Source organism: Corynebacterium sp. ACRPF, from assembly GCF_022347395.1.
GTDB lineage: Bacteria > Actinomycetota > Actinomycetes > Mycobacteriales > Mycobacteriaceae > Corynebacterium > Corynebacterium tuberculostearicum_D.
Genome location: NZ_JAKRNB010000009.1, coordinates 50,705 through 76,226 on the forward strand (window position 1 = coordinate 50,705; position 25,522 = coordinate 76,226).

Consider the following 25,522-nt stretch of genomic DNA (forward strand, 5'->3'; position numbering starts at 1 on the left):
GCAGATAGCACCACCGTACATCAGGATTTGGTGAACAATTTCCCGTTTCTGGGCAAAGCGCTGATTTTAAAGTGTTATCTAGCAAAAATCCCCAGCGCATCCCAAGCTAGCCAGCCGCCTTCTCGGAGGGTGAAGACCAGCTCGTTTTCACCTTCTTGCAAGGTGTTCTCTGGGAGCGCAAATTCGATTGCTGCGGGGCGAAGCGAGGTCGGCTCCCCGCTGGCATCGCCCTGGCGCGAACCTTGCGTTGCGCCCTGTGGGAGCTCTACTTGTTTATGAAAGTCATTAACAGTGACGTCGAGAATGCCGCCGAGCTTGGTAGTGTCAATGAGCCATAGCGCCAGTGCCGCCTTCGCGGTGGGCTTATCCAATTTCACCGTCCACTTCAGCGTATAGGCCTTGCTGCCAGCCCACTTATCGCCGGGGCCGGGGAGGAGATAGGGGACGTCGGCAGGCTTAGCATCCGGTCCAACAGTGATTGTCTGGTCTGGGTGCGCGGTGACGATCTTCTTGTAATCCTTTGGGGAATACTGAAACTCCGTGCCCTTTCGGTCAAAGGAACCAATCGTAGCTAGCGCTGTGCCAGCAGTGACCGAAGGTAGGGAGGTAGACGTCGCCTTGCCAGAAGGAGTGGACTCAGCACCGGCAGCATCCACCACCTTGACATAATAAGTCCACTTTTCACCGGCAACATCGCGCCGGGAGTGGCGGAAGAAGGGAAAGATGGTCTTGCCCAGCAGCACGTCTACACCATTGGGATCAGTGCCGATGACGCGGTAGTGATCCAAAACGACGTCCCAGGAGGCAGGCTCCCAGGTGACGTAATTTTCCATGAGCTGCGGTTCCGCCTGAACACCGGTTGCGGCTGGCGGAGCAGCAACCGTACCAGGAGCTGGGGTAGAGGAATCCTGGTCAGAAGAGTTCTTGCGGGAAGAACCGCGGCGAGAGGAAGAAGAGGAAAGCGAGCTAAAAAGTCCCATGATGAATTGTCCTTTCGGGGTTTAGAGGGAGCGCAGCGTGTGCTCGCCGGCATTGGTGCGGAAGGAGAAAGCAGTCTCACGCGGGGCAGTATCATCGCGCTCAATCCAAGGCACCACGACGAATTCGGAGTCGAGGTGCTCATGGGTAGCGCGCACCTTGATGTAGCCGCGGCGTTTATCCATGGCCTTCACATATGGCTTTTCCAGCCACTCGGTGCTCTTGGAGCCGGCGAAGCCATCGCCATCGGAAGCAATGGAAGTAGCAACCAATTCCACTCCTACAGGTTGGCCGGATTCAGATTGGATTTCGGCAGCGCAGTGCTGATGAATATCGCCGGTGAAGACAATAGGGTCACTGACCTTGGAAAGGGATTCGATAAGCCGGCGACGCGCTGCGGGGAAGCCGTCCCATTGATCGGTGCTATCGGCGATCGGCACGACGACCACGCTGTTGACCACCACGTTCCACTGTGCCGGGGAGGTGGCGAGCTTATCGTTGAGCCACTGTTCCTGTTCCGCGCCCAAGATGCTGGCATCTTCTGCAGATTCTTCGCGGTATTGGCGGGTATCGACCAGATTGAAACGCATAAGCGTGCCCACGTCGAAGGAATCATAGATGCGGTTATTGGGGCCCTCGGGAAGCGCAGGCGGGGCAACCGGCAGATTCTCGTAAAAGGCACGGTAAGCAGCCGCACGCTGGTAGAGGAAGTGCTCGGCTTTGGTGCCAATCTCGGACCAATTACCGGCGTAGTTATTTTCTACTTCGTGGTCATCCCACACAATCGCCATCGCGGCGCGCGCGTGAGCGGCCTGCAGGTTCTCATCGGACTTAAAGAGCGAGTAGCGCAGGCGGTACTGCTCCAGAGTCTCCACCTTGGCCTTGAAAACATCAGGCACGCTTGCGCCTTGGCGCCAGAGATTATCGCCTTCCACAATGCCGTACTCGTAGATGTAGTCGCCCACGAAAATCGTCATATCCAGGTCCGGTTCCTGCGCAATGTGCTTCCATGGGGTGAAATAGCCGTGGTACCACGCCTGGCAGGAAGCTACGGTGAAGGTGAGATTATCCACCTTTGCGTCGGGCGCGGGCAGAGTCTTAAACCGACCTACTGGGCTCACCTTGCCATCCACACGGAAGCGATAAAAATACTCAGTTGCAGGCTCCAGCCCAGTCACCTGCGGGTGCACCGAGTGCGCCAGCTCGCGTTGGGCTAGTGCTTCGCCTTGCTTGACGACGTCCCCAAACCCCTCATCCTTCGCAACTTCCCAACCCACGCGAACATCGCCGCCGGTCATGCCGCCATGGCCATCCTCGGCCAGCGGTTCAGGGGCCAGGCGCGTCCACAAGATCATCGAATCGTGCCGCGGCGTGCCCGCCGCTACACCTAGGCCAAAAAGCTCCGAATCCTGCGGCAGTTCACCGCCTTGCGAAGAACCCCATGAACTCAGACTCGACTGTGCACCCGCCTTGGCCGGTGCATTAATTCCAGCAGCCACCGCCGCGGCCGAAACACCAGCAATCTGCAGGAAATTACGACGATTAAAAGAAGGACGACTATTTGAATCAGACATACAAAGCTCCGTTAAAAGGCCTATAAGGAACTTTTCCAGCCTAAATAGCCGCAGTGAATCGCTGGTTAAATCAGACTTAACTCCAGTGGTCGTTGAAATTGAATAGAGTCTTGGATGTTGAATACGATCTGGTATTAGCGGAAGGGACTATTGTCTTATCAATAGCTACAATTTCCCCTTGGATGGCTGCATTATAATCTTCCTGGTTGGAGCGTAACTCAAGGCCATACTCGATAAGCTGAAGTAGACCCATTCGTGCGTTAAAAGAATTTATGGTTAAATGTGTAGAAATTATCGCTCTGCAGCTGTATCTTCTGAGTCCTTCACTCTTCGACGGCTGGATCGTCCAGGATGATGAGCCTTCCGGCGATTCGGGCAGAAGATAACAAGTAGCTTCGGAAAAGTGTAGGCGGCGATCAAATTTGCTTGCTATTGAAAATGACGTCAAAAATTTTTTAAAGTAGCCCCTTTTTTTGATGGTCCAGATTCTTTTGAATCTCAGTAGTGCTTAGTGGGTGACTATCGTCGCAGAATCTACTGGGGTTGTTCCTAGCTTTTTTGTCTGGGGTTGGAAGAACCTCTTTCGTCGCACGGTGCCAGAAGCATGCATAGGTTCCGCTGAAGGCTAGGGAAGTGATCAGGGGCCAGGGTGAAGTGAGCTTAATAGTTAAAATCAAATCAATGGACAACGAAAAATAGGCAGACACGATGAAAAAGAGGTAGGAGGGAACCTTTGCACTCAGCTTTTGGTATTCCGCCCTGACCGAGTGGAAAGAGTAAAACGCGCATATCGTCATGAAGCTTGAAAACGAAGTCACGATTAAAAAATGGCACCAAGTTAACTCTGGTGGCCAAGATGGCAGTTGGTTAAAGAAGCGCAGTATGCAAATGGGGATTACTTTTGTTGTGGTTAGTATTATCCAGTGCAGAAGGCATATTAATGCTTCGAATCCGTACAGCTTCAACTTTTGTTTGCGAGGATTGGGCGCAGACCAGAGGGATGCTTCATCTAGAGCGTCGATTGCGTTTGAAGATTGCAGTGCCGCGATTCTTACAAGTGATTCTTGTATGAGGTGAGCGTTTTCCGTTATCCGGTCCCTCCTTGCCAAACCTCTTGGGATTCGAAGTAGTTGTAGAAGAACGCCGCCGAAAAATAAAACGGACAACACGATTAGATGGATGAGTGTCGTTGCGGAAGTTAGCTCTATCCAAAATTCTCCTACTATAAAGCAGTGAAAGAGGAAGGTGGTCTCTTCTGTACAATGACTGCCATTAATCGCTGGGAGTAGTGTATAGGCAGCGCTTAAGGCGAACATGATGAACAGTAAAAGGAACGAGCCTACTCCTACTAATTCGCGGTGCCTACGACGATAGTGCTTTTCTGCCTCCGGTCTTTCCAAATAGAGGTAAATACCGGCTAAAACTGTGGTAGAAGTTATGACCGTAGACAGGCTGAGTGGGTTTTCGGAAGAAGAATCGATTTTCGAGGGGGAAAGTGACAGGAGGTGGGCAAAAATATAGCCCACTAGTACTACCGATAGGCCCGATACTCCTAAGCGCCAGTATAGTTCCAATTTGGGCTCGGCGAGTGGGAAAACTTTCTTGATTGGGGTTCGTGGGCCCCAGACAATTGTTTGGTTCCACAAGGTTTGGGGTTGGGGCTTGCAATCGGCTGATGTTGTCATGAAGTTCCAGGGGTGGAGGTTCTGTCGAAAACAGTGTGTTCAGTATCAAAGAAAGTCCTGAGTCACTATCAAGTTACGATCATTTTTACCGATTTAGATCGAGAATTTCAGCATCGGGAAGGATCTTTTGCCTGAGCCAAGAATCGGGTCGTATGTTTGATTTTAAAAATTTGCGTTCCTTGTAAAATTCCGTTGCATGAAGAGCTCTTCTAGACGTTCAAATTTTTCCACCACCACCTCCGAGCCGCCAAAGCTCCAGCCCAGCTCCTATATTCCATTGATGTTCGCACTGCTGACGGCAGTGTTTGCCTTCCAGCTCAATGTGTCGATGCTCTCGCCTGCCTTGGCGACGATGGAAGATGATCTGAGTGCCACCACCGCACAGATTGGCCTAACACAGACTGCGTTCTTTACGGCCGCGGCATTGTTCTCGCTCTTCCTACCGCGCTGGGGCGACCTTATCGGTCGCAGGAAGGTTCTCGTTGGCATGATGGCGGTTGCTGCGCTGGGCTGCGTGGCCTCGGCCGTCGCACCGAACGTCGCTGTATTGCTCATCGGCCGCATCATCCAGGGCGTGGCCGGGCCGACCGTCCCTCTATGTCTCATTATGCTGCGCCAGCAGGTGCTCAATGAGAAGCAATACGCACTGCTGCTGGGCATTGTGACCTCGGTAAATGGTGGTATTGCGGGCGTGGATGCCCTGGCCGGCGGCTGGCTGGCGGGCAACTTTGGCTACCGCTCGGTCTTTTGGACCATGGCAGTACTCTGTGCCATCGCGGTAGTAGCAGTCCAGGCATTTACCAAGGAATCCACGGCCACCGAGACTCCGCGCATGGACTGGGCGGGCGTGCTGCCCCTGGCCGTGGCGCTGGGTTGCGTTCTCACCGCATTCAACGAGGCCGGCAAACTTGCCGAGGCCAATTGGTTCCTCGTCATTATCCTTCTTCTCATCGGTGCCGCCGGCTTTTGGGCCTTCTGGAATGTGGAGAAGAAGGTCGCCGACCCGCTCGTGCCGGTGGCTTACCTCAAGCAGCGCCGCACGTGGGCACTGCTTTCTACCACGCTGCTCACCATGACCGGCGTCTTTGCCGTAATGAATGGCCTTATTCCGAACCTCGGCCAGGACACGGATGCCGGTGCCGGCATTTCCGCCAGCACCATTTCCTGGGTCACCCTTACCCCGTACGCCCTCGCTGGCCTAGTCTTCGGCCCGATTGCCGGTTGGATGGCCTCCAAGATGGGCTATAAGTACGTCCTGCAAATCGGCCTCATCGGCACCGTCGTCGGCCTGATTATTTCCATCTTCGTGGTAGGCGCCCCGAACGCATGGACCCTGCTCTTCGTTTCCATTTTCTTGGGCGTAACCTACGCCGGCATTGCCAATATTATGCTCAATGGCCTGGGCATTGTGCTTTCACCGGCCGATAACCAGGGCTACCTGCCCGGCATGAACGCCGGTGCCTTCAACCTCGGCGCGGGTCTGTCCTTCGCCGTGCTCTTTGCGGTTTCTGGTTCCTTCGAGCACGGCTACCGCGCGGGCATGATCGCCGGCGTCATTATTCTGCTTGCGGCCCTTGCCCTGTCCTTCCTCATTCCTCGCCCGGAGTCCATCGATGACACCGTGGCGGCCGTCAACGCCCGAAAGTAGGCTCGTGGCATGACGCGAAAAATCATTCTGGACTGCGACCCCGGCCACGATGACGCGGTGGCCTTGCTCCTAGCTATGGGCAACCCCACCATTGACTTACTGGGCATTACCACCGTAGGCGGCAACCAGACCTTGGATAAAGTCTCCCACAATGCCCTGGTGGTCAAGGAAATCGCCGGCCACCCAGAGGTTCCGGTGTACGCAGGCTGCGATCGCCCGCTCGTGCGCCCCGTCGAGGTCGCCGAGGCCATCCACGGCTCCACCGGCATGGACGTCGAGGGCGTCCAACTTCCGGAGCCAAGCACGGCGCTTGCCGACGTCCACGCTATCGACTTCATCATCGACACCATCATGTCCCATGAGCCCGGCACCATCACCCTGGTGCCCACCGGCCCACTTACCAATATCGCGATGGCCGCGCGCAAGGAGCCGCGCATCGTGGAGCGCGTCAAGGAAGTCGTCCTCATGGGCGGTGGCTACCACGAGGGCAATTGGTCCCCAGTCGCCGAATTCAATATCAAGATCGATCCTGAGGCCGCCCACATCGTCTTCGAAGAGCCCTGGCCCGTGACCATGGTGGGCCTCGATCTTACTCACCAGGCGCTTGCCACCCCAGAAGTCGAGTCCGAAATCAAGGCGCTAAATACTCCCGTCTCGGAGTTCGTCGTCGGCCTCTTTGGTTTCTTCCGCAAGGCCTACCAGGCCAACCAGGGCTTTGATAACCCGCCGGTACACGACCCGTGCACCATCGCCTACCTCATCGATCCGGACATCGTCCAGACCCGCAAGGCCCCCGTCCACGTCGAGCTCGCCGGCGCGCTGACCACCGGCATGACCGTCACCGATCTGCGCGAGCCTGCCGACGCCTCCTGCCACACCCAAGTCGCCACCACCCTTGACCACGCCGGTTTCTGGCGCCTTGTCACCGACGCCCTCAAAAACCTCGCCTAGGCCACCTTCGCCTCGCCCGCCTCAGCTGCACGTCCACCGCGAGGGGACCCAACTTTCAGCCACGTTATGGCTCCTGAACCACCAGTTCGGGGTCATAACGTGGCTGCTTTGCGCCCTTATGTTTCACCTCTTCTTTGCTTGCGTAGCTTGGGGAGTCATTAAGGACTTTCGTGAGATTCTTTCTAAAGGACTTCGAGATTCGGGGCCACAAGATGAAGCGCTTTCTGGCGAAACTCACGAATTGAGGTTTCGAGACTGATGCTAGCGAAAGCTACGGGGTGTCCGTCGAGGAGGAATGAAATCGTCTCATCCTGTAAGCTTCGACCCGAAGAAGCGTAGAGCATGATGCCCTTTGCGGTTTTCCACTCTCCGCCAAGCGCTTCTTGGCTACGTAAGTAGGCGTAAAGCTGATAAAGGTGCGGGCTCTTCAAGGATTCGTTTCCTACGCGATTCTCAATAAACATATTCGTGAACTTGGCATCAATAACTGTAATTTCACCTTCTGGGGATCGCAGAATGATATCTGTCTGCATACTCGGTAATTGTCTGGGCGTTTGTTGAGCATTCCAGTGCAACCATTCTCCGCTGCTTACTTTCCAACCGATAGGGCTGAGGTGGTATTGAAACAGACCAAATAGAGCCTTTTCGAAAAGCTTTCGGAGCTCGTGTTGCGTGAGTTGCTTTCTGCTGAATCGAGTATGGGCGTCATCCCCACGCGCGGGCACGGCCAATTCCAAAAGCAGTCTGGCTACTGCAACCGGTTTCTTATCTGCAGGAGACAGCCTTCCACGAGGGAAGGCTGTCGATTTCGGCTTGGAAACCCCCATTTGAGTAAGCCTTCGAGCAAGCACCTTGCACCGGTGCGCAGCATCGCAACTGCTTACGTCTAAGAGCATTTGTGCTGCATATTCGAGGGCGTACTTAAGGAATTGGTTAACTTTGCTATTGATGGTGAGTTCATTGAACTCACAGGCAATGAGTCCCTTTTCAAGGAGTTGGTGGCGAGTGGTTTCGTACATGTCAATTCGGCCTCGCACCCGAGTTATATCTCGTTCGGTAAGGGTGAAACCAATGCTCAATTCTCTCCGAAAACGCCTTTCTACAGCGTCGCACAGCATCGTTCCGATCAGCTCTGGAAGCTCAACACCCGCGTCTTCCACCGAGGCGTTGGATATATGCCCATCAATAAAAGACTGCGAGGCGTATAGCTGGAGCATCCATACACTTCGAATAGGAACGTATATGTCTTCCGGTTGAGGGGAACTATCCGTTGAGGACATCGAGGGCCTGCTCTCGCTTCGCAGGATTGTCGAACCAATACTCTGCTATGAGCGGCTTGAGATCCGAGGCTACTACCTGGTCAAACCATTCCATAGTTGCATCGAAGGAACTGTCTGCAAGCTTTCGGCGTGGAGTAACAAAGCTGTGTCCGATTAGGTAGTCATCACCGAGATTGAAATCGTCTCGGATCAATTGATTGACCTTTTCGATCCTTCGCGCGATTTCACTGAGAGCCTCGTCATTGCGATTACGGTTGGAAACACAAAAATTCCGCCAAGTGGATCCCAACTGCGGTACGAGATTAATGAAAGCGAACCTACGACGTAAAGCCATATCTACCATGGCAAGGGATCTGTCTGCTTGGTTCATCGTGCCGATGACGTAAAAGTTATCGGGAAGGAAAACTGCTTCTCCTTCTTTGCTATAAAGCGTGGTAAGCGCATTTTCAGGGTTTCTTTTGTCAGCTTCCAAGAGGGTAAGCATCTCACCAAAAATCTGCGCTGGATTGCCGCGGTTGATCTCTTCAATCACCACTACGTGTGGATTGGAGTCCTCCTTAGCTTTTTCCACTGCTTGGAGGAATGGGCCATCTTTTAGTTCAAGCTTCCCGCTACTGCTGGGACGGAAACCCTGAACGAAGTCTTCATAAGAAGTAGAAGGGTGGAATTGGACGGAGGTGACTACATCTTCTGCGTCTGACTTGCACAAGATATATGCCAAGCGACGTGCAAGCCAAGTCTTTCCCGTACCCGGCGGGCCTTGAAGAATCAGGTTTTTCTTTTCCTTCAGGCGTTCCAGCATTAGTTCGAGATCGTCTTTCGGGATAAAGCATCCGTCTTCGATAATTGCAGAAATGGTATAGACGTCCTCTTCCGACGAAGACTCTACGGTTTGGGCAGTAGCATCGGTTGGTTCTTGGTTGAAAACCCATGCTTCGTAAGACAATTGGGGAAAATTAGCCGGTTCGATCTCGGCAGTAGTAAGCCAATCTCGGATTTCATCGAGTGTAAGCAAATAATCTTTACCCGTCGAAACATTTTTCTGAATATTGATTCCAAGCGCGGAGTCTTGGGCAAGATACTTGGTGATGACTGAATCGAAAGTGAGGAAATAGCGGGGACGCGCCCAGAACAATGCCATGGTGTATGCCGTGATCTGGCGGTCTTTGGTCATCACGTCGAAATCGTGTATAAACTGAGCTCGATTTTCGGGCGTATCCGATTGGCTCACCGCGAGGGCCGAAGCGAAAAGGCTCCAGCTATTCTCCCAAAAACTTAGATTAATAACATCTGACGGCTTCGTAGCAAAGCACGAGCGTAAGTTGTTGAGTTGGGGCAGTCCCGAAAAATCCGTTGGTGCTGGGGCTTCAATTCCGAAGACGGTTTTAAAGGCTTGGCAAATTGCCACCTTATTAGATGTCGAAATTTGCCGGTTAGCAACACCGAGGATGGTAAAAGGATCCATATCAGTAGCGGGCACTTCTTCATCATCTATGTGCCATTTCCATAGGTGCTTGAACCGGAGCGGGCGTCCTGAGATTTCAGCAGTCTCTTTTAGTTTTTCGAGTAGCTCCGCGCGGTTGTTTTTGAAGGCAAGAAGTTTGGTGGCGAGTTCTGCGAAAAATTCCGGCCAGTCAAACGACGGTGACAATGGAGTTTCAGAGGAAAAGTCAGGATCTCCCATGCCTTGGATGACGGACTCTACTCGGTCAAAGGCATGGTTCCGAGAAACTTGGCAGATAGTAAGCAGTGAAGTTAGAGATCGTTGGAGGTCTATTCCTAGGTCATCGCGATTGAAGAAATCGCTTGACCAGTTGATCGGTCGGACGTGCCGCATCTCTTTTGGCTCATGAGGGCGGTACTCGTAATCGCCGGAGACATAGCCAAAATAAACTCGCCCTTTGTGCAACTTGCTCGGCATCAGAACCAGGTCGCCTACCTGCATTTGGTTCTTAAACCGGTTGAGTTGAGAAGCGTAGCTTGTGGATGTTTGTGCTTTGAGATCTGGGTGCTCTCGCACCATCGAGGCCTTGATGGAGTCTAAGGTAGTTTGCTTATTCACCTCCGGGCCGTAGTCCATACCTGGGATGCCTAGATTGGACTCTAAAGCTTTCTTTTCGCGTTCACCATTACGGCCCGCTCGAAGTACCCAGAAAAAATCCGCACTTGATTCTTCAGGAACCTCTTCTTGCGGGCCCGAATGGACTTCTCGTTGCTTATGCGCTTTAGAGACAAGGTCGTCGATTTCTCGGATCTGATCTTTGCCTAAAGGGTATGGGTTGGAAGCAAGCCAAGTGGCGCCCTCGGCGGTCAAGGAAAAGGACCCCGGTGTAGAGGAGCTGACAAAGCCTAATCTCCTTGCATAGAACACTGCCCATCGCGTCCGGTCTTCCACAACTGATCGGCTTTTGAGCTGGCGGTGAGCTTGTCCTGGAAAGTCCGCTTCAGCAATTTTTTGAACGTCTTCAAATAGTTCAGGGTAAGCGACTACGGACATACCCCGCATCGTCTCTAAGACGACGGGAAGAACGGTTCTCCAGGAAAAAGATTGCTGTCGGTTACTCATCAAAGCATCCTTAGAATTCAAAGCAGGGGGCGTTCTCATAATAATAGGAGAACGATCCACAGGGGATGGGCGTATCTCAATTGGGAACTTCAGGAGGATAAAATCGAGGGGGAAGAACCCCAACCCAAGGAGCCACCATGAACCAGCACAGTTTCCGCCACATCGTAGTGATGGGAGTATCCGGTTCGGGAAAGACAACGGTGGGGGAGGCGCTGTCGCCTTTGGTAGGTCTGGAGTACCGCGATGGCGATGATATGCATCCGCAGGCCAATATCGACAAGATGGCTGCTGGAATACCGCTCATTGATGCGGACCGGGAGCCGTGGTTGAAGCAGATTGGTCAGTGGCTGGCGGATAGGCCAGAAGGTGCGATGGTGGGCTGCAGTGCGCTGAAGCGGAAGTACCGGGATTTGATTCGCGAGTACTGCCCATCCGTGGTGTTTGTGCACGTGCACGGCGACTTTGATGTGCTGCATGAGCGGATGCAGCACCGGCCGGGGCACTTTATGCCGGCGTCGCTCTTGCAGTCGCAGTTCGATACCTTGGAGCCGCTGGAAGACGACGAAACTGGCCGCGTCTTTGATGTGACGCGGACAGTTGAGGAGATTGCTCAGGAAGCTGCTGCTTGGATTAAGGCTGGTGCCTAAAAGAGCGCTGCTACTGCGTAGAGCACCAAGACCAGGGCAAAGCCGATGACGGAAATCAGCAATTGGTTGACCGTCCAGGTCTTCAGTGTGGTGACCGTATCCATGCCCATCAGGCGGCCGACGAGCCAGAAGCCGGAGTCGTTGACGTGAGAGCCGAAGACGGAACCGGCGGCGGTGGCCACGACGATAAGAGCGAGCTGTAGCTCATTGAATCCGCCGGCTTCCACGGCGGGAACCATGAGGGCGGCGGCCGTGGTTAGCGCCACGGTGGCCGAACCTTGGGCTAGGCGCAGCGCCACGGCGATGAGGTAGCAGGCAAGGATGACGGGGATGCCAAGGCCGGAAAGCGAATCGGCCAGGGCGTCGCCAATGCCGGAGGTACGCAGGACGCCGCCGAACATGCCGCCGGCACCGGTGATGAGCACGACGGAACAGATGGGGCCGAGCGAGGAATCGATGAGCTTTTCTAGCGCGGTCTTGTCCACGCCGCGGCGCGGTCCCAGGACCACGAGCGCGACGAGCACCGTAATAAGTAGCGCGATAGGGGTCTGGCCGAGCATGACAAAGAACCGTACCCACGCGGCGTCGGCATCGATGGTGCCATAGGACGCCAGGGCATTGAGTCCGGTGTTGAAGAAGATGAGCACCATCGGGATAAGCAGGAGGGAAATCACCGTTGGGGCAGAGGCGGGCTTAAGCGGCTGTTCTTCTTCAGAAAGCACCGGGCCGGCGATGGCATCAGTAACCTTCAGCGGGAATTTCTTGCCGGAGAGCAGGCCGAAGCGGTAGCCGGAAATATACCAGGTAGGCAGCGCAAGCAGCAGGCCGACGAGGAGGACGAGGCCAAGGTCAGCGCCGTAGAACTCACTCGCCGCCACAGGGCCTGGGTGCGGTGGCAGGTAGACGTGCATGACGGAAAACGCACCAGCGGCCGGCAGACCAAAGGCAAGGACGGGACCGTCCAAGCGGCGCGCTACGGCGAAGATAACCGGCAGCATCACAATCAGGCCGGCGTCGAAGAAAATGGGAAAGCCCATGATCAGTGATGCCAGGCCGAGCGCAAGGGGTGCTTTGGATTCGCCGAAGTGGCGGACCATGGCGTCGGCAAGCGATTTAGCGCCACCGGAGGCTTCCACCAACCGGCCGATCATGGCGCCCAGTCCCACCAGCAACGCCACCGAGCCCAGAGTGGAACTAAAGCTTTCGGTCATGGTGGGCACAATGCCCTCGAGTGGAATGCCCGCGGCCAGCGCCGTGAGCGCCGAGACCACCAGCAGGGTGAGAAAAGCGTGGAGCTTGAAATAGATGACCAGCACCAAAATCACGGCAATGGCGGCCACCGCAATGCCTAGCAGCGGGCCGGTCGACAGGGTGGGTTCCCACGTATCCATAAAGCGGGCTCCTTTTCTAATGCAAACCTTTGAATAACGGAAACGTTAGCAGTAGCCTCGCTTGCCGACGTCCCCCTTCCTCCAAATGCGACCCAGCTAACACCCCCCAAAGGGGCGGGGTATATAAAAGTCCCCTAGGTGCCGGTGCAGGAACCTAGGGGAGGTGCAGGCAGTTTAGTCGAACTGGCCTTGGATGACAGCCGCTGCATCCAGCGGGGTCACGTGGTAGGAGATGGGATTCTGGTTGGCGCCGGCCATGAGCGCGCCGGCGCAAGAGTGACCTGCGCCCATCATGTGGCCCAGCTCGTGGGCGATGGTGCCCTGGACTGCCTCTGGGTACTGGGCATTAGGAATCTTGATGAAGACCATATTGTGATCCGGGTAGGCAGCGCCCTGGACATAGCCATTTGGGTCGGGCTTGAAGATGATGGCGACGGTGTCATCGTCTGCCTCGGAAGGCTTAACTTCCTTCAGGGAAGCCTTGTCGCCGAGGGCCTTGTTCCACTCGGCAACCGCGGCATCCAGCTGCTTGCGGTACGGGAAGTTTTCGACCACCTTGTACTCCAAAACGCCATCTTTGAAGTACGGCTTTACGGAGTCTTCATCGTGGAGGATGGAAGGATCCGGAACCGGCTTGCCATCATTGGCCAGATTGGTGATGGTCTTGCAGGTGCCTGGATCAATAAGGGAGCGAACTGGGTCGCTCTTGGCGCTTGCGGCCGGTGCGGCGACGGTACCAAGGATGGCGGAAGCGGTCAGAGTGGCGGCAGAAAGCTTCTTGAAAGAAGGCATAGGCAGTGAGTTACCTTTCGGTTGATTTTAAGGTTCGCAGAGTGCGATATTCCCAGCAATATCCGTGGTAAACGGGACTACATGGGCGTCTTATGCGCGCGAGCATATATCCGTTTCTTATTGTCCGCAAAGGGAAGAGTAAGAAACTAAGGTGTCAACTGCCTATTTGCCACTTCTAGTTCAGGCGTTCGCCAGTAGTGGTGCTAAATAGATGCACGCGGTCCGGGTCGGGGGAAACGTAGAAAGTATCGCCCACCGCATAGCGGCCGCGGGCATCGACCAAAATGCCGGTCTGGCCACCCATCCGGGTCGAGGACTTGAGTACACCGTCGGCGGAGCTGTTGCCGGCGGCGTCGTCAAGCTCGCCATAGACATAGGTCTGGTTGCCCAGCTCCTCGACGTGCGCGACGGTGAACTTTGCCCCGCCATTGCCGGTATCACTTAGCTGCCAGTCTTCCGGGCGGATGCCCACCGTGACGGTCTCTACGCCCTCAAAGTTGTAGTTAGCCAGATTGATGTGGGTAGAGCCGATGGTGAGCTCAGAGGAGTTATGGGTGAGGTCGTAGATATTCATCGCCGGGGAGCCAATGAATCCGGCGACAAAAACGTTCTGTGGGCGGTCATAAATGGTACGGGTGGTATCCACCTGCTGTAGGACGCCGGCGTTGAGAACGGCGACGCGGTCGCCCATGGTCATTGCCTCAGTTTGGTCGTGGGTGACATATACGGTGGTGGTACCAAGGCGGCGCTGCAGGTTGGAGATCTGCGCGCGGGTGGAAACGCGCAGCTTGGCATCCAGGTTGGACAGCGGCTCGTCCATACAGAATACGGCCGGTTCGCGGACGATGGCGCGGCCCATGGCCACGCGCTGGCGCTGGCCACCGGAAAGATTAGCCGGCTTGCGGTCCAGCAGGTCTTCCATCTGCAGGATCTTCGCGGCCTCGTGCACGCGGGATTTAATCTCGTTCTTCGGGACCTTGCGGTTTTCCAGCGCGAAGGACATATTCTGCGCCACGGACATATTGGGGTAGAGGGCATAGTTCTGAAAGACCATGGCCACGTCGCGGTCCGATGGGCTGACCCCGGTGACGTCCTTACCACCGATGCGGATGGAGCCGCGGTCGGTGGGCTCGAGGCCTGCCAGCATACGCAGGCTGGTGGACTTGCCGCAGCCGGATGGGCCGACGAGGACCAAGAATTCGCCATCGGCAATATCCAGGTTGAGGCGGTCAACGGCGGGGCGTTCCGCGTCCTTTGAGTAGATGCGGCTTGCGCCATCGAAGGTGACAGTAGCCATGGTTACCTTTCAGAAACTAGTGGGGCGGGGGAGTGGCTGCGAGAGCCTACTTATTGATGACGGTCTTAACCTGATTGTCGTAGATAGACTGCAGGGTCTTTTGCAGATCGGTCAGCACCTTGGTGACGTCATCGCGGTTGGTGACGATCTTTTCAAAGGCGCCGCCGATTTCCTGGTCCGCGCCGGGCAGGAAGACGCGGGCATTGTCCTGCGGGCGTGTCTCAGGCAGCTGCTTGATAGCGGTTTCGAAGTTCGGGTTGTCCTTCATGAACTTCTTCTGGTCCTCGTTGTCCACCGCGGTGGAGCGCACCGGCATGTAGCCCACGTTCTGGGACCAGTAGCAGGTATTTTCCTCATTGGTGATGAAGTCAATGAGCTTGATAGCAGCCAGCTGGCGGTTCTTGCTGATGCCGGCCGGGATGGCCAGGCCGGCACCACCGGTGGGGCAGGCGCCGTCGCCAGTCGGGTTAGGCAAGAAGGCGGTGCCGAGCTCGAACTTGGCGGTATCGGTCAGACCCGCCAGATCACCGGTGGACAGGACGGTGGCGGCGGCGCGGCCGGTGCCGAACTCCATGGCCATGTCATTGCCCACGTAGGAGTAACCGTTTTTCTCATCGGTGATGTCCTTGAGCCACTCGACGGCCTTGATGGTCTTGTCATCGGTGAATTTCAGGTCCCACTCATCGGAGTAAGCGCCGCCCTTGGACCACAGCGGGCCCTGGAAGATCCAGCCCAGGTAGTCCACGGCATCGCCCCAGCCAAAAGGCTTCATCTTGGAATCAGCCTCAGCCAACTTCTTGGACCACTCATCCATCTCATCCCAGGACTTGGGGCCACGGTCCGGCAGTCCAGCCTTCTTCCACGCGTCCTTGTTGTAGAAGAACAGCGGCGTGGAGCGGGCGAAGGGGAGGGCAAAGTGGCCGCCATCGTACTTGTAGTCCTCATAAAGGGGCTGCACGTAGGTAGACAGGTCGATGCCTGCTTCCTTAGCAAGGTCATCCACGTTGGCAATCTGGCCATTGATAGCAAAGTTGTACCACCAGACGTCAGACAGCACCACGATGTCCGGCAGGTCCTGGCCGGTGAGTGCGGCGTTGAATTTCTGTGCTGCTTCTTCGTAGTTCTTGCCGGCATCAACGAGGTTGACCTTGATGTCCGGGTTCTCCTTTTCAAAGCGGGAGATGATCTCCTTCTCAATGTCCTTGGACGTGCCGGGGTGGTTGGACCACCAAGTCAGCTCAGTGACTTCACCGTCGCCGCCCTTGTCGTTGCCACCCTGTGAATTGGTGGACGAGGTGCCGGCACAAGCAGCGAGTGCGGTAGCAGAAGCGGCCGTGGAGGCCAGGGCGAGGAATTTGCGGCGTAGCATGTAGTTCTCCTTAAAAAGCGTGGTTAAGGGGGGGGAAACAAAAACAAGTGGAAACGGCGAGCGTGGGTGGGGAAGAAGCCTTCTAACCCTTCACGGCGCCAGTGGTGAGGCCTTGAATCATGTACTTTTGCAAGGCTAGGAAGATGATGACCATTGGGATGATGGTGAGAATGGTGGCGGCCATTACCGGGCCCCAGTTGGTCACACCATCGTTGTTTTGCAGCATGGTCAGACCCACCTGCAGCGGGGCGACATCCTCCGTATCCGCCATGAGGAAGGGCCACAGGTAGGTATTCCATTCATTGACCATGGTGATGACAGAAAATGCGGTCAGCGTGGGCCATGAGACCGGCAGGAGCACCTTGGTGAGCAGGCGGATAGGGCCGGCGCCGTCCATGCGGGCGGCTTCCACCAGCTCATAGGGCAGGGACAAAAAGTGGTTGCGCATCAAGAAGGTACCGAAGGCCACGCCGGCTAGCGGCACGATGATGCCCACGAAGGTATTGCGCCAGCCCAAGGAATTGACCAGGGCGTAGTTGGAAATGACGGTGATTTCGCTCGGCACCATGAGCGAGGAAATGACCAGCAGGAATACCAGGTGGCGGCCTGGGAAGCGCAGGATGGCCAGCGCATAGGCGGAGATGACTCCCAGTACAATCTTGATGATGGACAGCACCGCGGTAATGAGCACCGAGTTGCGCAGGTAGGTCCAGAACGGCACACGTGTGGTGGCATCGGAGTAGTTCTCGGTCTCCCACACTGGCGGAAGCCAATTGACCGGGTCGGTATAAATATCGCCCTTGGCCTTAAACGAGGTCATCAGAATCCAAAACAGCGGCAGGCCAATGAGCAGCAGAACCGCCAGGATGCCCAGGTAGCCGCCGATGAGCTTAGCGCGGCGGGTAGCGGGGGATTCATCCGTGACCATGTGAAGGGTAGAAGTAGCCATGTTGGGTTAACCTCGCTTATCCATGATGCGGACCTGGATCAGGGTGATGATGAGCAGGATGAGGAACAAGATGGTGGCGGCAGTCGCACCGTAGCCAGCACGGAAGTTGACGAAGGTCTCGTTGTAGATCTGGAAGACCAGCGTCTGCGTGCCATTGCCCTGCGGGCCGCCACGGGTCATGACGTTGATGATGTCGAAGACCTGCACGGAATTGAGCAGCACCGTAATAGATAGGAAGAAGGTGGTATTGCGCAGCTGCGGCATGGTCACGCGCCAGAATTTGCGCCAGCGGCCGGTGCCGTCGATAGCGGCAGCTTCATCCAATTCCTTGTCCAGGCCCTGCAGCGCCGCCAAGTAGATGACGAAGGTATAACCCAGGTTTTTCCACACAAAGGTGAAGGTCACCATGAACATGGCCCAGCCGGGTACAGCGTAGAAGTTGGGGGAGTCCACGCCGAACCAGCCCAAGAGTTCCTGGATGAGGCCAAAATTGGGGTCGAAGACGAATTGGAAGGCAATGCCAATGGCTGCGCCGGAAATAGCATAGGGAGCAAAGACCACCGAGCGCGCAAAGTTGCGGCCCTTAATGTTCTGGTTGAGCAGCAAGGCCAGCGCTAGGCCGATAACCATGGAGCCAATCACCGCGAAGAAGGTAAAAACCAGGGTGTTGAGCACGATGGTCTTCGTGTCATCGCGGCTAAACCACTCCACATAGTTATCCAAGCCCACGAAGGTGGAGGTGGGGCTGGAGATATTCCAATTGAAAAAGGAGAGGCGGATATTGTCCAGCAGGGGCCGGTAGGTAAATACGGCCAGCAGGATCAGGTTGGGAGCAAGCAGTGCTGCTGCCAGCAGCCATTCCTTGTGTCGGTTGCGCTTGGCCTTGCGGACAAGCGCCGCGGAATCACCGGGGCCTTCCGCGCGTGTGGGAGATGCGGTTGTAGTGCCGACGCAACCGGCACCGAGAGAGTCTTCCTGAAAAGTCACTCGGTCAATCTAGGGCGGGCAGGTGACACCCAGCTACACAGAAAACAAACTTCTGATGAATAATAAGAAGCCGATGAGTTAAAGGTAGACACGTCATCGAATATTCGATAAAGTCGCAGCGCAACCCCCTATGGCGCTGGTCGCTCCACCGCCCAACTATGTCCGGCATTACAAAGATGCCCCGCTTGCCGACGCCCACCTTCCTCCCACCCCACTACACTGGCCCCCACAATCCACCGCGAGCCCACTAGGAGGAAGCAATGTCTGTCCCTACCGTTTGCAGCAACTATGACTCCGTCAAGGTGTGGCAGGAGCCGCTGTATAAGGATCTGCACCAGCACCCGGAGCTATCCATGCAGGAAGAGCGCACGCTGGGCATTATCAAGGACAAGCTTTCCGACCTTGGCTTTTCCCAAATTGAAGTAGGCGGCGGCGTGGTCGGTGTCTTAGAAAACGGTGCCGGGCCAAGCGTCATGCTGCGCGCGGATTTCGATGGCCTACCGGTTAAGGAAGACACCGGCCTGGAATACGCCTCCACCGATAGCGCCGTTGACCAGGAAGGAAACACGGTCCCCGTCATGCACGCCTGCGGCCACGATTCCCACGTGGCCAGCCTGCTGGGCATGGGCGCGCTCATGGCGCAGGCCACTGACCAGTGGTCCGGCACCCTGCAGCTCATTTTCCAGCCGGGCGAGGAGATTGCCGCCGGTGCCCAGTCCATGGTGGATGACGGACTTGTGGACAAGGTCGCCACGCCCGACGTAGTACTTGGCCAGCACGTCTTTGCCAGCAACTTTCCCGCCGGCACCGTGGCGCTGGCTTCCGGCCCATTCATGTCCACCGCGGTAAGTATGGACGTCAAGGTTTATGGCCAAGGCTCGCACGGCTCCATGCCGCACCTCAGTGTTGACCCCGTGGTACTGGCCAGCGCCATCGTCATGCGTTTACAGACGGTCATCTCCCGCGAACTCAACCCCTCCGAATTCGGCGTGCTGACCGTGGGAGCCATCAACGCCGGCTCGAAGGCCAATATCATCCCCTTCGAGGCCAACCTGAAGATCAATGTGCGCGCCTATAGCGAGCAGGTACGCGATAAAATCACCGGCGCCATCGAGCGCATCGTCACTGCCGAGTGTCAGGCTGCCGGCAGCCCGCAGCCTGCCGAGTTCAGCTACCACGATTCCTACCCGCTTACCAGCAACGATAAGGACACCACGGTACGCCTTAAGGAAGCCTTTGTGTCCTACTTCGGCACCGACCGCGTCGCCCCTCACCGCCTCGGAGGATTTTTCCACCATCGCCCGCGCTTTCGGCGTTCTCTACTGCTTCTGGGTATTTTCCGGCCGCGAAGAAGAAAAGGATGTCCCCAACCACAGTCCGCACTTCGCTCCGCTGCTCCAGCCCACTCTGCGCACCGGCACCGAAGCCCTTATCGCCGCTGCGATGAGTTACCTAGGAAACAGCTAACCGAAGCGCAGCATTCGGCCGCACGGCTCCAATAGGGTGTGCGGCCATTCCTTTTGGCATGCGCGCTGTATGAGGTGGCGGGGGGAGTAGCCCGTAGGATCTATAGCCACGAATTTGAGCCATGCACCGCTTTCCGACGCCTTCTCCTTCCACGCCCCAACCTGCAGACCCCTAAAACAGCTCCAACGCCCGGGCCTCGCTTGGGCCACAGGGCGCTGGAACTGGTTCTCTCTATCTCTCTTGCGTTCGCTCGAACACGTAAATTAAAGATAACGCGCTAGGCTGCCATAGGTCTGGTTTTTTCCTGTGAATATAGTGGCAATCATTTGGCGGAGGATAAAAAATGGCTCAATCAGCTTACGGGTATCAAGGTGGAGGCTTTTGGATCGATGAGCCTGATTCACAAGAGGCTTCTTTTGCGTAAGATTCTAGGGAAACTACAAGCGCGCTATCGGGTTGGGGTCGACAAGTCTTTAATTGTGCGCCAAGAGCAGTGTCAGAGGAGGAGAGATGGCACAACAATTTGATCCGGAGATGCATCGGCAAATGGGTATCGAGGCGGACGTTGTATTGCGGGTGGGAATGCTCCTAATGGGGGCCGGCACCTCTGGTTATCGCGTACTTAGAGGGATGAAACGGAGTGCGCGAGCATTGGGGTTTGACCATCTAGATGCCACAGTGGGTCTGACGCAGATTACCTGTACGTTTCACCGCGGCGAATACTTCCGGACGGTCATTGCTCGGCAACATTCGCCTGCAGTTGATGCCTCTCGGATTGAAGCCTTGGAAGATTTAACCCACAATCGCCTCTACGCAGGGATCACCGCTCAGGAATTAGCGGCGATGCTGGATACTATCGAGCATAATGTCAAAAAGCGCTGGGGCGGTCTAACTCTTTCTTTCGCTGCCGCGATCGCATGTGCGGCGTTTGCGTATCTTAATTTTTTCCCGCTGGAAGCAGTGGGGTTGGTTGCTTTGGCGGCGTTTGCAGGCCAGTTTGTTCGTTATACAGTTCTCCACCGTCACGTTCATCAAATTGGAGGAGTGATTGCTGGTGGTGCGACGGCAAGCATAGTTTTCTTCTTGTTGACGGAATTTTTCGGGGCTATAGGCTCGGTGGAACCCAGTGAACTGTCCTCGGGTTTTGTGGCGGCCGTTTTATTCCTGATTCCTGGGTTTCCACTTTTCTCTGCTTTGATCGACATAGCGCGATTTGATCTTGATGCGGGGATTGTCAGATTGGGGTACGCCTTTACCGTCATATTCACGGCGGCTTTCACGGTCTCTATGGTTAGCTGGCTGACAAAACTTAGTCCTGACCCACCTGCACCTGTGCAGGATATGCAATGGTTTCTGTTGGCGCCGATGGCAAGTTTTCTGGGCATTGCTGGGTTTGCTTTTCTTTTTAACTCTTCTCGCCGCATGGTCTTAGTAGCGGCGTGCGTTGGAACCGTGGCAAATGAGCTTCGTTTGATTCTAATTCACGCGGGAACAACCATTTTCTTTGCAGCCTTTGTGGGTGGATTAATCATCGGGTTGCTGGGGGCAGTAGCTTCTAAAAGGGCGCGTCTTCCTCGCATTACAACCACCGTTCCGGCCGCGGTGATTATGATCCCAGGGGTGACAATGTTCCGGGCGGTGTTTTATTTGAACGATGGTCAGATGGATCAAGCGTTGGCCAATGTGGCAACTGGAATGATGGTAGTTGGATCTATTGGTGCCGGTTTGGTGTTTTCTCGCTTGCTTACTGATAAGGATTGGGCCTTTGGTCGCCTAATTGATTTTGATAAAAAGCTTCCGCAACGGCCTTCTTCCGCATGATGCCTAGACTCTAGCTAGGGAAACGCCCGTTGCCCCAGTTCCTTTCGGAGCTGGAGGCCACGGGCGTCTCTCATGTCGTTTCCATGTATCGGCATCTGCCGCCCTGTGGAAACTGCAGGGGTTCTCTCTATCTCTCTCATATGCGCTCTCTCAAACGCACAATCTCAGTATGGGGCACTGGGCTGTAGCGGCCATGGGGTCCGGCTGTTGGGTTGCTGTTAGTGGCTGGGAATGGGGTGGGGAGGGCGTCGGAAAGCAGGACTGGGGTGGAGATGTGCAACATTGGCGCGTGAAAGTGACGTAGAACATAGTTTGTTTCTGTAGGGTGGAAGATATGCGCGCAGTCAGGCTGCGCCGTTTCACCTGCTTGTAGAGCTACAGAATCGAGGTGAGGAGCATGTCTCCTCTCACAGCCCAACCCCCAGCCAAGGACGTTGTGCCGGCGCAGGTAGAGGATGCGGAAGAAACCAGGCGCCAGCATCGCTCGGCCATTAAGGCGGCGTTTATTGGCACCTTCATCGAGTGGTTCGACTATGCGGCCTATATCTATATGTCCGCGATTATCTCCCGGGTGTTCTTTCCGGAGATGGAAGGCCGTCGCGCGCTGATTATGACGTTTGCGCTTTTCGCGTTGTCGTTTCTGGTGCGGCCCTTGGGCGGCATCGTGTGGGGTCACTTTGGTGATAAATACGGGCGCATCCATACGCTGACGGTGTCTATTGTGATGATGTCGGTGGCAACCGCGTGTATCGGATTCCTGCCGGGCTATGCCACCATTGGCTTTGCCGCCTCCATCTTGTTATTGCTGTGCCGCATGGTGCAGGGCTTTTCCGCAGCCGGTGAGTATGCGGGCGCGGCCACGCACCTGGCTGAGATTGCCCCAGCCGGCAAGCGTGGCATCTATTCGGCGGTGGTGCCCTCCGCGACGGCCTCGGGCTTGCTCTTGGGCTCGCTCATTGCGGCGCTGCTGACTGGAGTCCTTGATGATGCCGCCCTGGATTCCTGGGGTTGGCGTGTGCCATTCCTGATTGCGCTGCCTTTGGGTCTATACGGCCTGTGGATTCGCCGCAACACGGAAGAGTCCTCCCACTTTGAGGACCAGGATGAGCCGGAGGAGTCCCCGCTGCGCGAGGTTCTGAAGTACCCCAAGGCCCTGGCCATTGCCTTTGCGGGCGCGGTGCTCAACGCCATTGGCTTCTACGTCATTTTGACTTACCTGCCCACTTACCTGTCGGAGGAGTTGGGCATGGCTGCGACGCCGGCATTTATCGCGTCCTCGGTGGCGTCCGCATTCTATGTGGGCTTTGCCCTGCTCACCGGCATGCTTTCGGACCGTCTTGGTCGCCGCACGACGATGCTGTGCGCGGCCGCCTTCATGGGCGCGACCATCATTCCGGCCTTCATGCTTCTCGATGGCGCCGGGCTCTTCCTTGTCATTATCATTCAGGTCTGCTTGGGCGGCGTGCTGGCGCTTAACGACGGCGTCCTGCCCTCCTTCCTTTCCGAACAATTCCCCACCCACGTGCGCCTGTCCGGCTTCGCGCTGACGTTTAATACCGCCAACGCTGTATTTGGCGGTACCGCACCGATGATTGCCACGTGGCTTATTGACGTCACGGGCCTGCAGCTCGCCCCCGCCTTCTACTTGGTGGCCGCGGCGCTGGTGACCGGCATCGCAGTTCTCTTCGCGTCGAAGAAGAATAAGCTGCACGAGTAGTACCGTGGAGCCGTGTAAAACGCCTGCGGCCCTCGGAACCTAAAAGGAACCGAGGGCCGCAGGCGTCTCTCTCTACAAGGTGTTCCCATGTATCGGCTTAAAGCCGCCCTCTGGAAACTGAGGGGTTCTCTCTATCTCTCTCGTATGCGCTCTCTCAAACGCATGATTTAAGTATGGGGTACGGGGCTGCTACTGCAATGGGTTGCGCCTGATAGGTCGCTGCGAGTTGCTGAAAGTTTACTGTTAGCCGCGTCTGCCCATTGCGCCTAGTAGTCGTAGCTTTCGGCGGTATTGGCATCCGCTCCAATGCGTTGCAGGTGCGTGCGCCGCTTCAAGCGGATAGCTGGGCGGGCTGCCATGCCCAGGCTGCCGAGAAGGTAGAAGACGGTGGCGACCATTGACATGCCGGCCAGTGTCAGCACTGAGCCAAGGATGAAGACCACAGAGATGGCGATGTCATTGGCGATGGAGAAAGTCTCGTACTTGTTTTTAATTTTGATTTCGTTGTTCTGCCCGAGCTTAATCTTTAGGTCGGGATCCTTTTCCTGTTCTGACATGATGTCTCCCACCCTGCCAGAGAGGAAAAGGCCTTGTCGAACCATGTTTTTGTGGAATTATTGGAACATTCCCCAGATGGTGGCGAAGAGCACGATAAGACCCATGATCGCCACGAAGAAGTTGGTCTTGTTGCCCCGGAACCGTGCCAGTGCCTCCACGCGGTAGATGACCCAGATGGGTAGCAGGTAGGTCATGAAGGCGAAGAAGACACCGCCCACGACGGAAATCATATCCAGGATGGAGGGGTTGAAAATACCCACCAGGGAGGTTGAAACAAAGATGAAGAGGTAGGTCCACAGGTCGAGTGTGCGCGTAGACATCTTCTTCGTGGCCTTTGGCGCGCCCAGGTTGAAGAGGTACTGGGTGCCCTCGATGGTGCCAAGGGCGTGGCCGAAGTAGGAGGAGGCCACCGCGCAAATAACGACAATGGGCGCCATGTAGGCCATAAACTGGGTGCCGGTTTCGTTGGCGAAGTAGGAGAGTACCGGCAGGTTCTTGTCATTAGCCTCCTGCATGCCGTCCGCGCCCATGGCCAGGGCGCAGGACCAGACGAAGAACATGGTGAAGATGGTCAGCAGGATGGCGGAGTTGCGGATGACTTTATCGGACTGCGCGTGGTGGTCCGCGCCGTATTCCTTCTCCATGCCCAGGGAGAACTGGGAGATGGCGGCAACGAAGGAGAAGGAGAAGACCAATACTGGAAGGATGAGGATGATGGCCTTGAGGACGCCGCCGGCGCTGTGGTCGCCGGCTTCCAGGAAGGAGCCCAAGTCCCATTGCGGGATGAGGTAGAGCGATACCGCTGCGAGCGCCACGATGAGCGGGTAGACCACGAACTGGGCAATCTTGAGCATGATGGCGTTGCCAAAGGCGAGCGCGAGTGTCATGAGGCCCACGCACAGTGGCGCCAGGATGTAGCGGGAGATTTCCGGGCCGCCCAGCTGGTTGACGATGAAGCTATCGACCGTATTCGTAATCGATACGCCGTAGATGAGCACCACCGGGAAGATGGTGAACCAGTAGATGATTGCCAGGATGATGCCATTGCCGCGGCCGAAGAAGTGAGTGAGTACCGCGAGGACATCTTCGCCGTGTAGCGGGGAATAGCTGATGATCCAAGAAAACGCGCGGTGGGCCAGGTAGGTCATTGGGAAGATGAGCAGGGTAGCCACCAGTAGCGGGATGAAGCCGAAGCTGCCGGCCGAAATCGGCAGGAAGAGGATGCCTGCACCCACGGCGGTGCCGAAGAGCGTGATGGTCCATTGGCTATTGACGGCCTTATTAGTGGTCACCTGGCCGCTGGGTGAAGTACCTGCACCGCCAGTGGTGGGTGGGCTGGCTGGTGAAGCGGGCGCATTCGCAGTCGTGTGAGACATAGAATTCATCCTCCAGTGTTTGTGAATGGGGTAACATACACAATCTATCTGAAGGTTCTGGTGAACGAAAGCAAATTTGTGATCTAAGTTAAATAAATGTTAAAGACCGCCGCACCGAGGGTGGTGCAACGGTCTTTGGGAATCTTGTTAAGGTGCCGCAGCTAGTCCGCGATCAGGTTTTCTTCCTTCAAGAAATCTAGCGCCACGGTGATGTAGTCTTCGCCATCGACGTCGACGCGGGCGTTGAGTTCCTGCATCTTTTCGTCGGTAAGCAACTGCGAAAGGGGAGCGAAGAGCTCTTCAATCTCTGGGTGCTCGTCCACGACCACGGTGGGAACATCTGAAGCGGAGTAATGACGTGTATGGGTAGGCGAGGGTAAGAAAGAAGGCCGCCGCACCGTTTGATGATGCAGCGGCCTTCTGGGAGTGACTGGCTAGGAAACTATTTTCCTAGGGCAGAAGTAGGGTA

18 protein-coding genes and 1 pseudogene are annotated in these 25,522 nt (G+C 56.0%); 6 read left to right on the top strand and 13 right to left on the bottom strand.

Going from position 1 to position 25,522, the window contains the following annotated elements:
* Positions 1 to 74: 74 nt before the first annotated feature.
* Together MHX61_RS05660 and MHX61_RS05665 are read right to left on the bottom strand one after the other, a co-directional pair.
* Positions 75 to 980: a polysaccharide lyase family protein gene (locus tag MHX61_RS05660; RefSeq protein ID WP_239193441.1), complete on the bottom strand. Its 906-nt coding sequence runs from the start codon at positions 978 to 980 to the stop codon at positions 75 to 77.
* Between the two features lie 21 nt (positions 981 to 1,001).
* Complete coding sequence (locus MHX61_RS05665) at positions 1,002 to 2,552, bottom strand: alkaline phosphatase (protein WP_239193442.1); 1,551 nt, start codon at positions 2,550 to 2,552, stop codon at positions 1,002 to 1,004.
* 1,965 nt (positions 2,553 to 4,517) lie between these two features.
* Here MHX61_RS05665 and MHX61_RS05670 point away from each other — a divergent pair.
* Both MHX61_RS05670 and MHX61_RS05675 read left to right on the top strand, forming a co-directional pair.
* Positions 4,518 to 5,885 carry an MFS transporter gene (locus MHX61_RS05670; protein ID WP_239193495.1) on the top strand — a complete coding sequence of 456 codons (1,368 nt, stop codon included), beginning with the start codon at positions 4,518 to 4,520 and terminating at the stop codon, positions 5,883 to 5,885.
* 9 nt (positions 5,886 to 5,894) lie between these two features.
* Positions 5,895 to 6,836 carry a nucleoside hydrolase gene (locus MHX61_RS05675; RefSeq protein WP_239193443.1) on the top strand — a complete coding sequence of 314 codons (942 nt, stop codon included), beginning with the start codon at positions 5,895 to 5,897 and terminating at the stop codon, positions 6,834 to 6,836.
* A gap of 182 nt (positions 6,837 to 7,018) precedes the next feature.
* Here the strand turns inward: MHX61_RS05675 and MHX61_RS05680 are convergent, their stop codons facing one another.
* Positions 7,019 to 8,053 (bottom strand): restriction endonuclease, encoded by a 1,035-nt coding sequence (locus tag MHX61_RS05680; protein WP_239193444.1) that lies wholly within the window; start codon positions 8,051 to 8,053, stop codon positions 7,019 to 7,021.
* A 46-nt stretch (positions 8,054 to 8,099) separates the two neighbouring features.
* The gene (locus MHX61_RS05685) at positions 8,100 to 10,682 is read right to left on the bottom strand and encodes an AAA family ATPase (protein ID WP_239193445.1); all 2,583 of its coding nucleotides are present in this window, start codon (positions 10,680 to 10,682) and stop codon (positions 8,100 to 8,102) included.
* A gap of 137 nt (positions 10,683 to 10,819) precedes the next feature.
* Here MHX61_RS05685 and MHX61_RS05690 point away from each other — a divergent pair, with 137 nt between their 5' ends.
* The gene (locus MHX61_RS05690; protein WP_239193446.1) at positions 10,820 to 11,329 is read left to right on the top strand and encodes a gluconokinase; all 510 of its coding nucleotides are present in this window, start codon (positions 10,820 to 10,822) and stop codon (positions 11,327 to 11,329) included.
* Here the strand turns inward: MHX61_RS05690 and MHX61_RS05695 are convergent.
* The 6 genes from MHX61_RS05695 to MHX61_RS05720 form a co-directional block, all read right to left on the bottom strand.
* Positions 11,326 to 12,720, bottom strand: coding sequence for a GntP family permease (locus MHX61_RS05695; protein WP_239193447.1), 1,395 nt, complete (start codon positions 12,718 to 12,720; stop codon positions 11,326 to 11,328). The genes MHX61_RS05690 and MHX61_RS05695 overlap by 4 nt on opposite strands.
* Before the next feature lie 174 nt (positions 12,721 to 12,894).
* Positions 12,895 to 13,512: a hypothetical protein gene (locus MHX61_RS05700; protein ID WP_239193448.1), complete on the bottom strand. Its 618-nt coding sequence runs from the start codon at positions 13,510 to 13,512 to the stop codon at positions 12,895 to 12,897.
* Between the two features lie 175 nt (positions 13,513 to 13,687).
* The gene (locus MHX61_RS05705; protein ID WP_204609958.1) at positions 13,688 to 14,809 is read right to left on the bottom strand and encodes an ABC transporter ATP-binding protein; all 1,122 of its coding nucleotides are present in this window, start codon (positions 14,807 to 14,809) and stop codon (positions 13,688 to 13,690) included.
* Positions 14,810 to 14,855: 46 nt separating this feature from the next.
* Positions 14,856 to 16,178 (bottom strand): ABC transporter substrate-binding protein, encoded by a 1,323-nt coding sequence (locus MHX61_RS05710; RefSeq protein WP_239193449.1) that lies wholly within the window; start codon positions 16,176 to 16,178, stop codon positions 14,856 to 14,858.
* Positions 16,179 to 16,260: 82 nt separating this feature from the next.
* Positions 16,261 to 17,106 carry a carbohydrate ABC transporter permease gene (locus MHX61_RS05715; RefSeq protein WP_049378801.1) on the bottom strand — a complete coding sequence of 282 codons (846 nt, stop codon included), beginning with the start codon at positions 17,104 to 17,106 and terminating at the stop codon, positions 16,261 to 16,263.
* Positions 17,107 to 17,133: 27 nt separating this feature from the next.
* Positions 17,134 to 18,114: a carbohydrate ABC transporter permease gene (locus tag MHX61_RS05720; protein ID WP_239193451.1), complete on the bottom strand. Its 981-nt coding sequence runs from the start codon at positions 18,112 to 18,114 to the stop codon at positions 17,134 to 17,136.
* A 260-nt stretch (positions 18,115 to 18,374) separates the two neighbouring features.
* On the opposite strand from MHX61_RS05720, the pseudogene MHX61_RS05725 reads away from it, so the two are divergent.
* The 3 genes and pseudogenes from MHX61_RS05725 (at position 18,375) to MHX61_RS05735 (ending at position 23,119) form a co-directional block, all read left to right on the top strand.
* A pseudogene (locus MHX61_RS05725) lies at positions 18,375 to 19,581 on the top strand (amidohydrolase).
* A 510-nt stretch (positions 19,582 to 20,091) separates the two neighbouring features.
* Entirely contained in the window at positions 20,092 to 21,402 is a 1,311-nt protein-coding gene (locus MHX61_RS05730) for a threonine/serine exporter ThrE family protein (RefSeq protein WP_239193453.1), read from the top strand.
* 397 nt (positions 21,403 to 21,799) lie between these two features.
* Positions 21,800 to 23,119 carry an MFS transporter gene (locus MHX61_RS05735; RefSeq protein ID WP_239193454.1) on the top strand — a complete coding sequence of 440 codons (1,320 nt, stop codon included), beginning with the start codon at positions 21,800 to 21,802 and terminating at the stop codon, positions 23,117 to 23,119.
* 266 nt (positions 23,120 to 23,385) lie between these two features.
* Here MHX61_RS05735 and MHX61_RS05740 read toward each other — a convergent pair whose 3' ends face one another.
* The 3 genes from MHX61_RS05740 to MHX61_RS05750 all read right to left on the bottom strand — a co-directional run bounded on the left by MHX61_RS05740 (position 23,386) and on the right by MHX61_RS05750 (position 25,382).
* Entirely contained in the window at positions 23,386 to 23,676 is a 291-nt protein-coding gene (locus MHX61_RS05740; protein WP_234447434.1) for a YrhK family protein, read from the bottom strand.
* A gap of 57 nt (positions 23,677 to 23,733) precedes the next feature.
* A complete protein-coding gene (locus tag MHX61_RS05745) occupies positions 23,734 to 25,053 on the bottom strand; it encodes an amino acid permease (RefSeq protein ID WP_239193455.1) in 1,320 nt (439 codons plus the stop codon).
* A 161-nt stretch (positions 25,054 to 25,214) separates the two neighbouring features.
* The gene (locus MHX61_RS05750) at positions 25,215 to 25,382 is read right to left on the bottom strand and encodes a glycine betaine ABC transporter substrate-binding protein (protein WP_239193456.1); all 168 of its coding nucleotides are present in this window, start codon (positions 25,380 to 25,382) and stop codon (positions 25,215 to 25,217) included.
* Between the last annotated feature and the right edge of the window lie 140 nt (positions 25,383 to 25,522).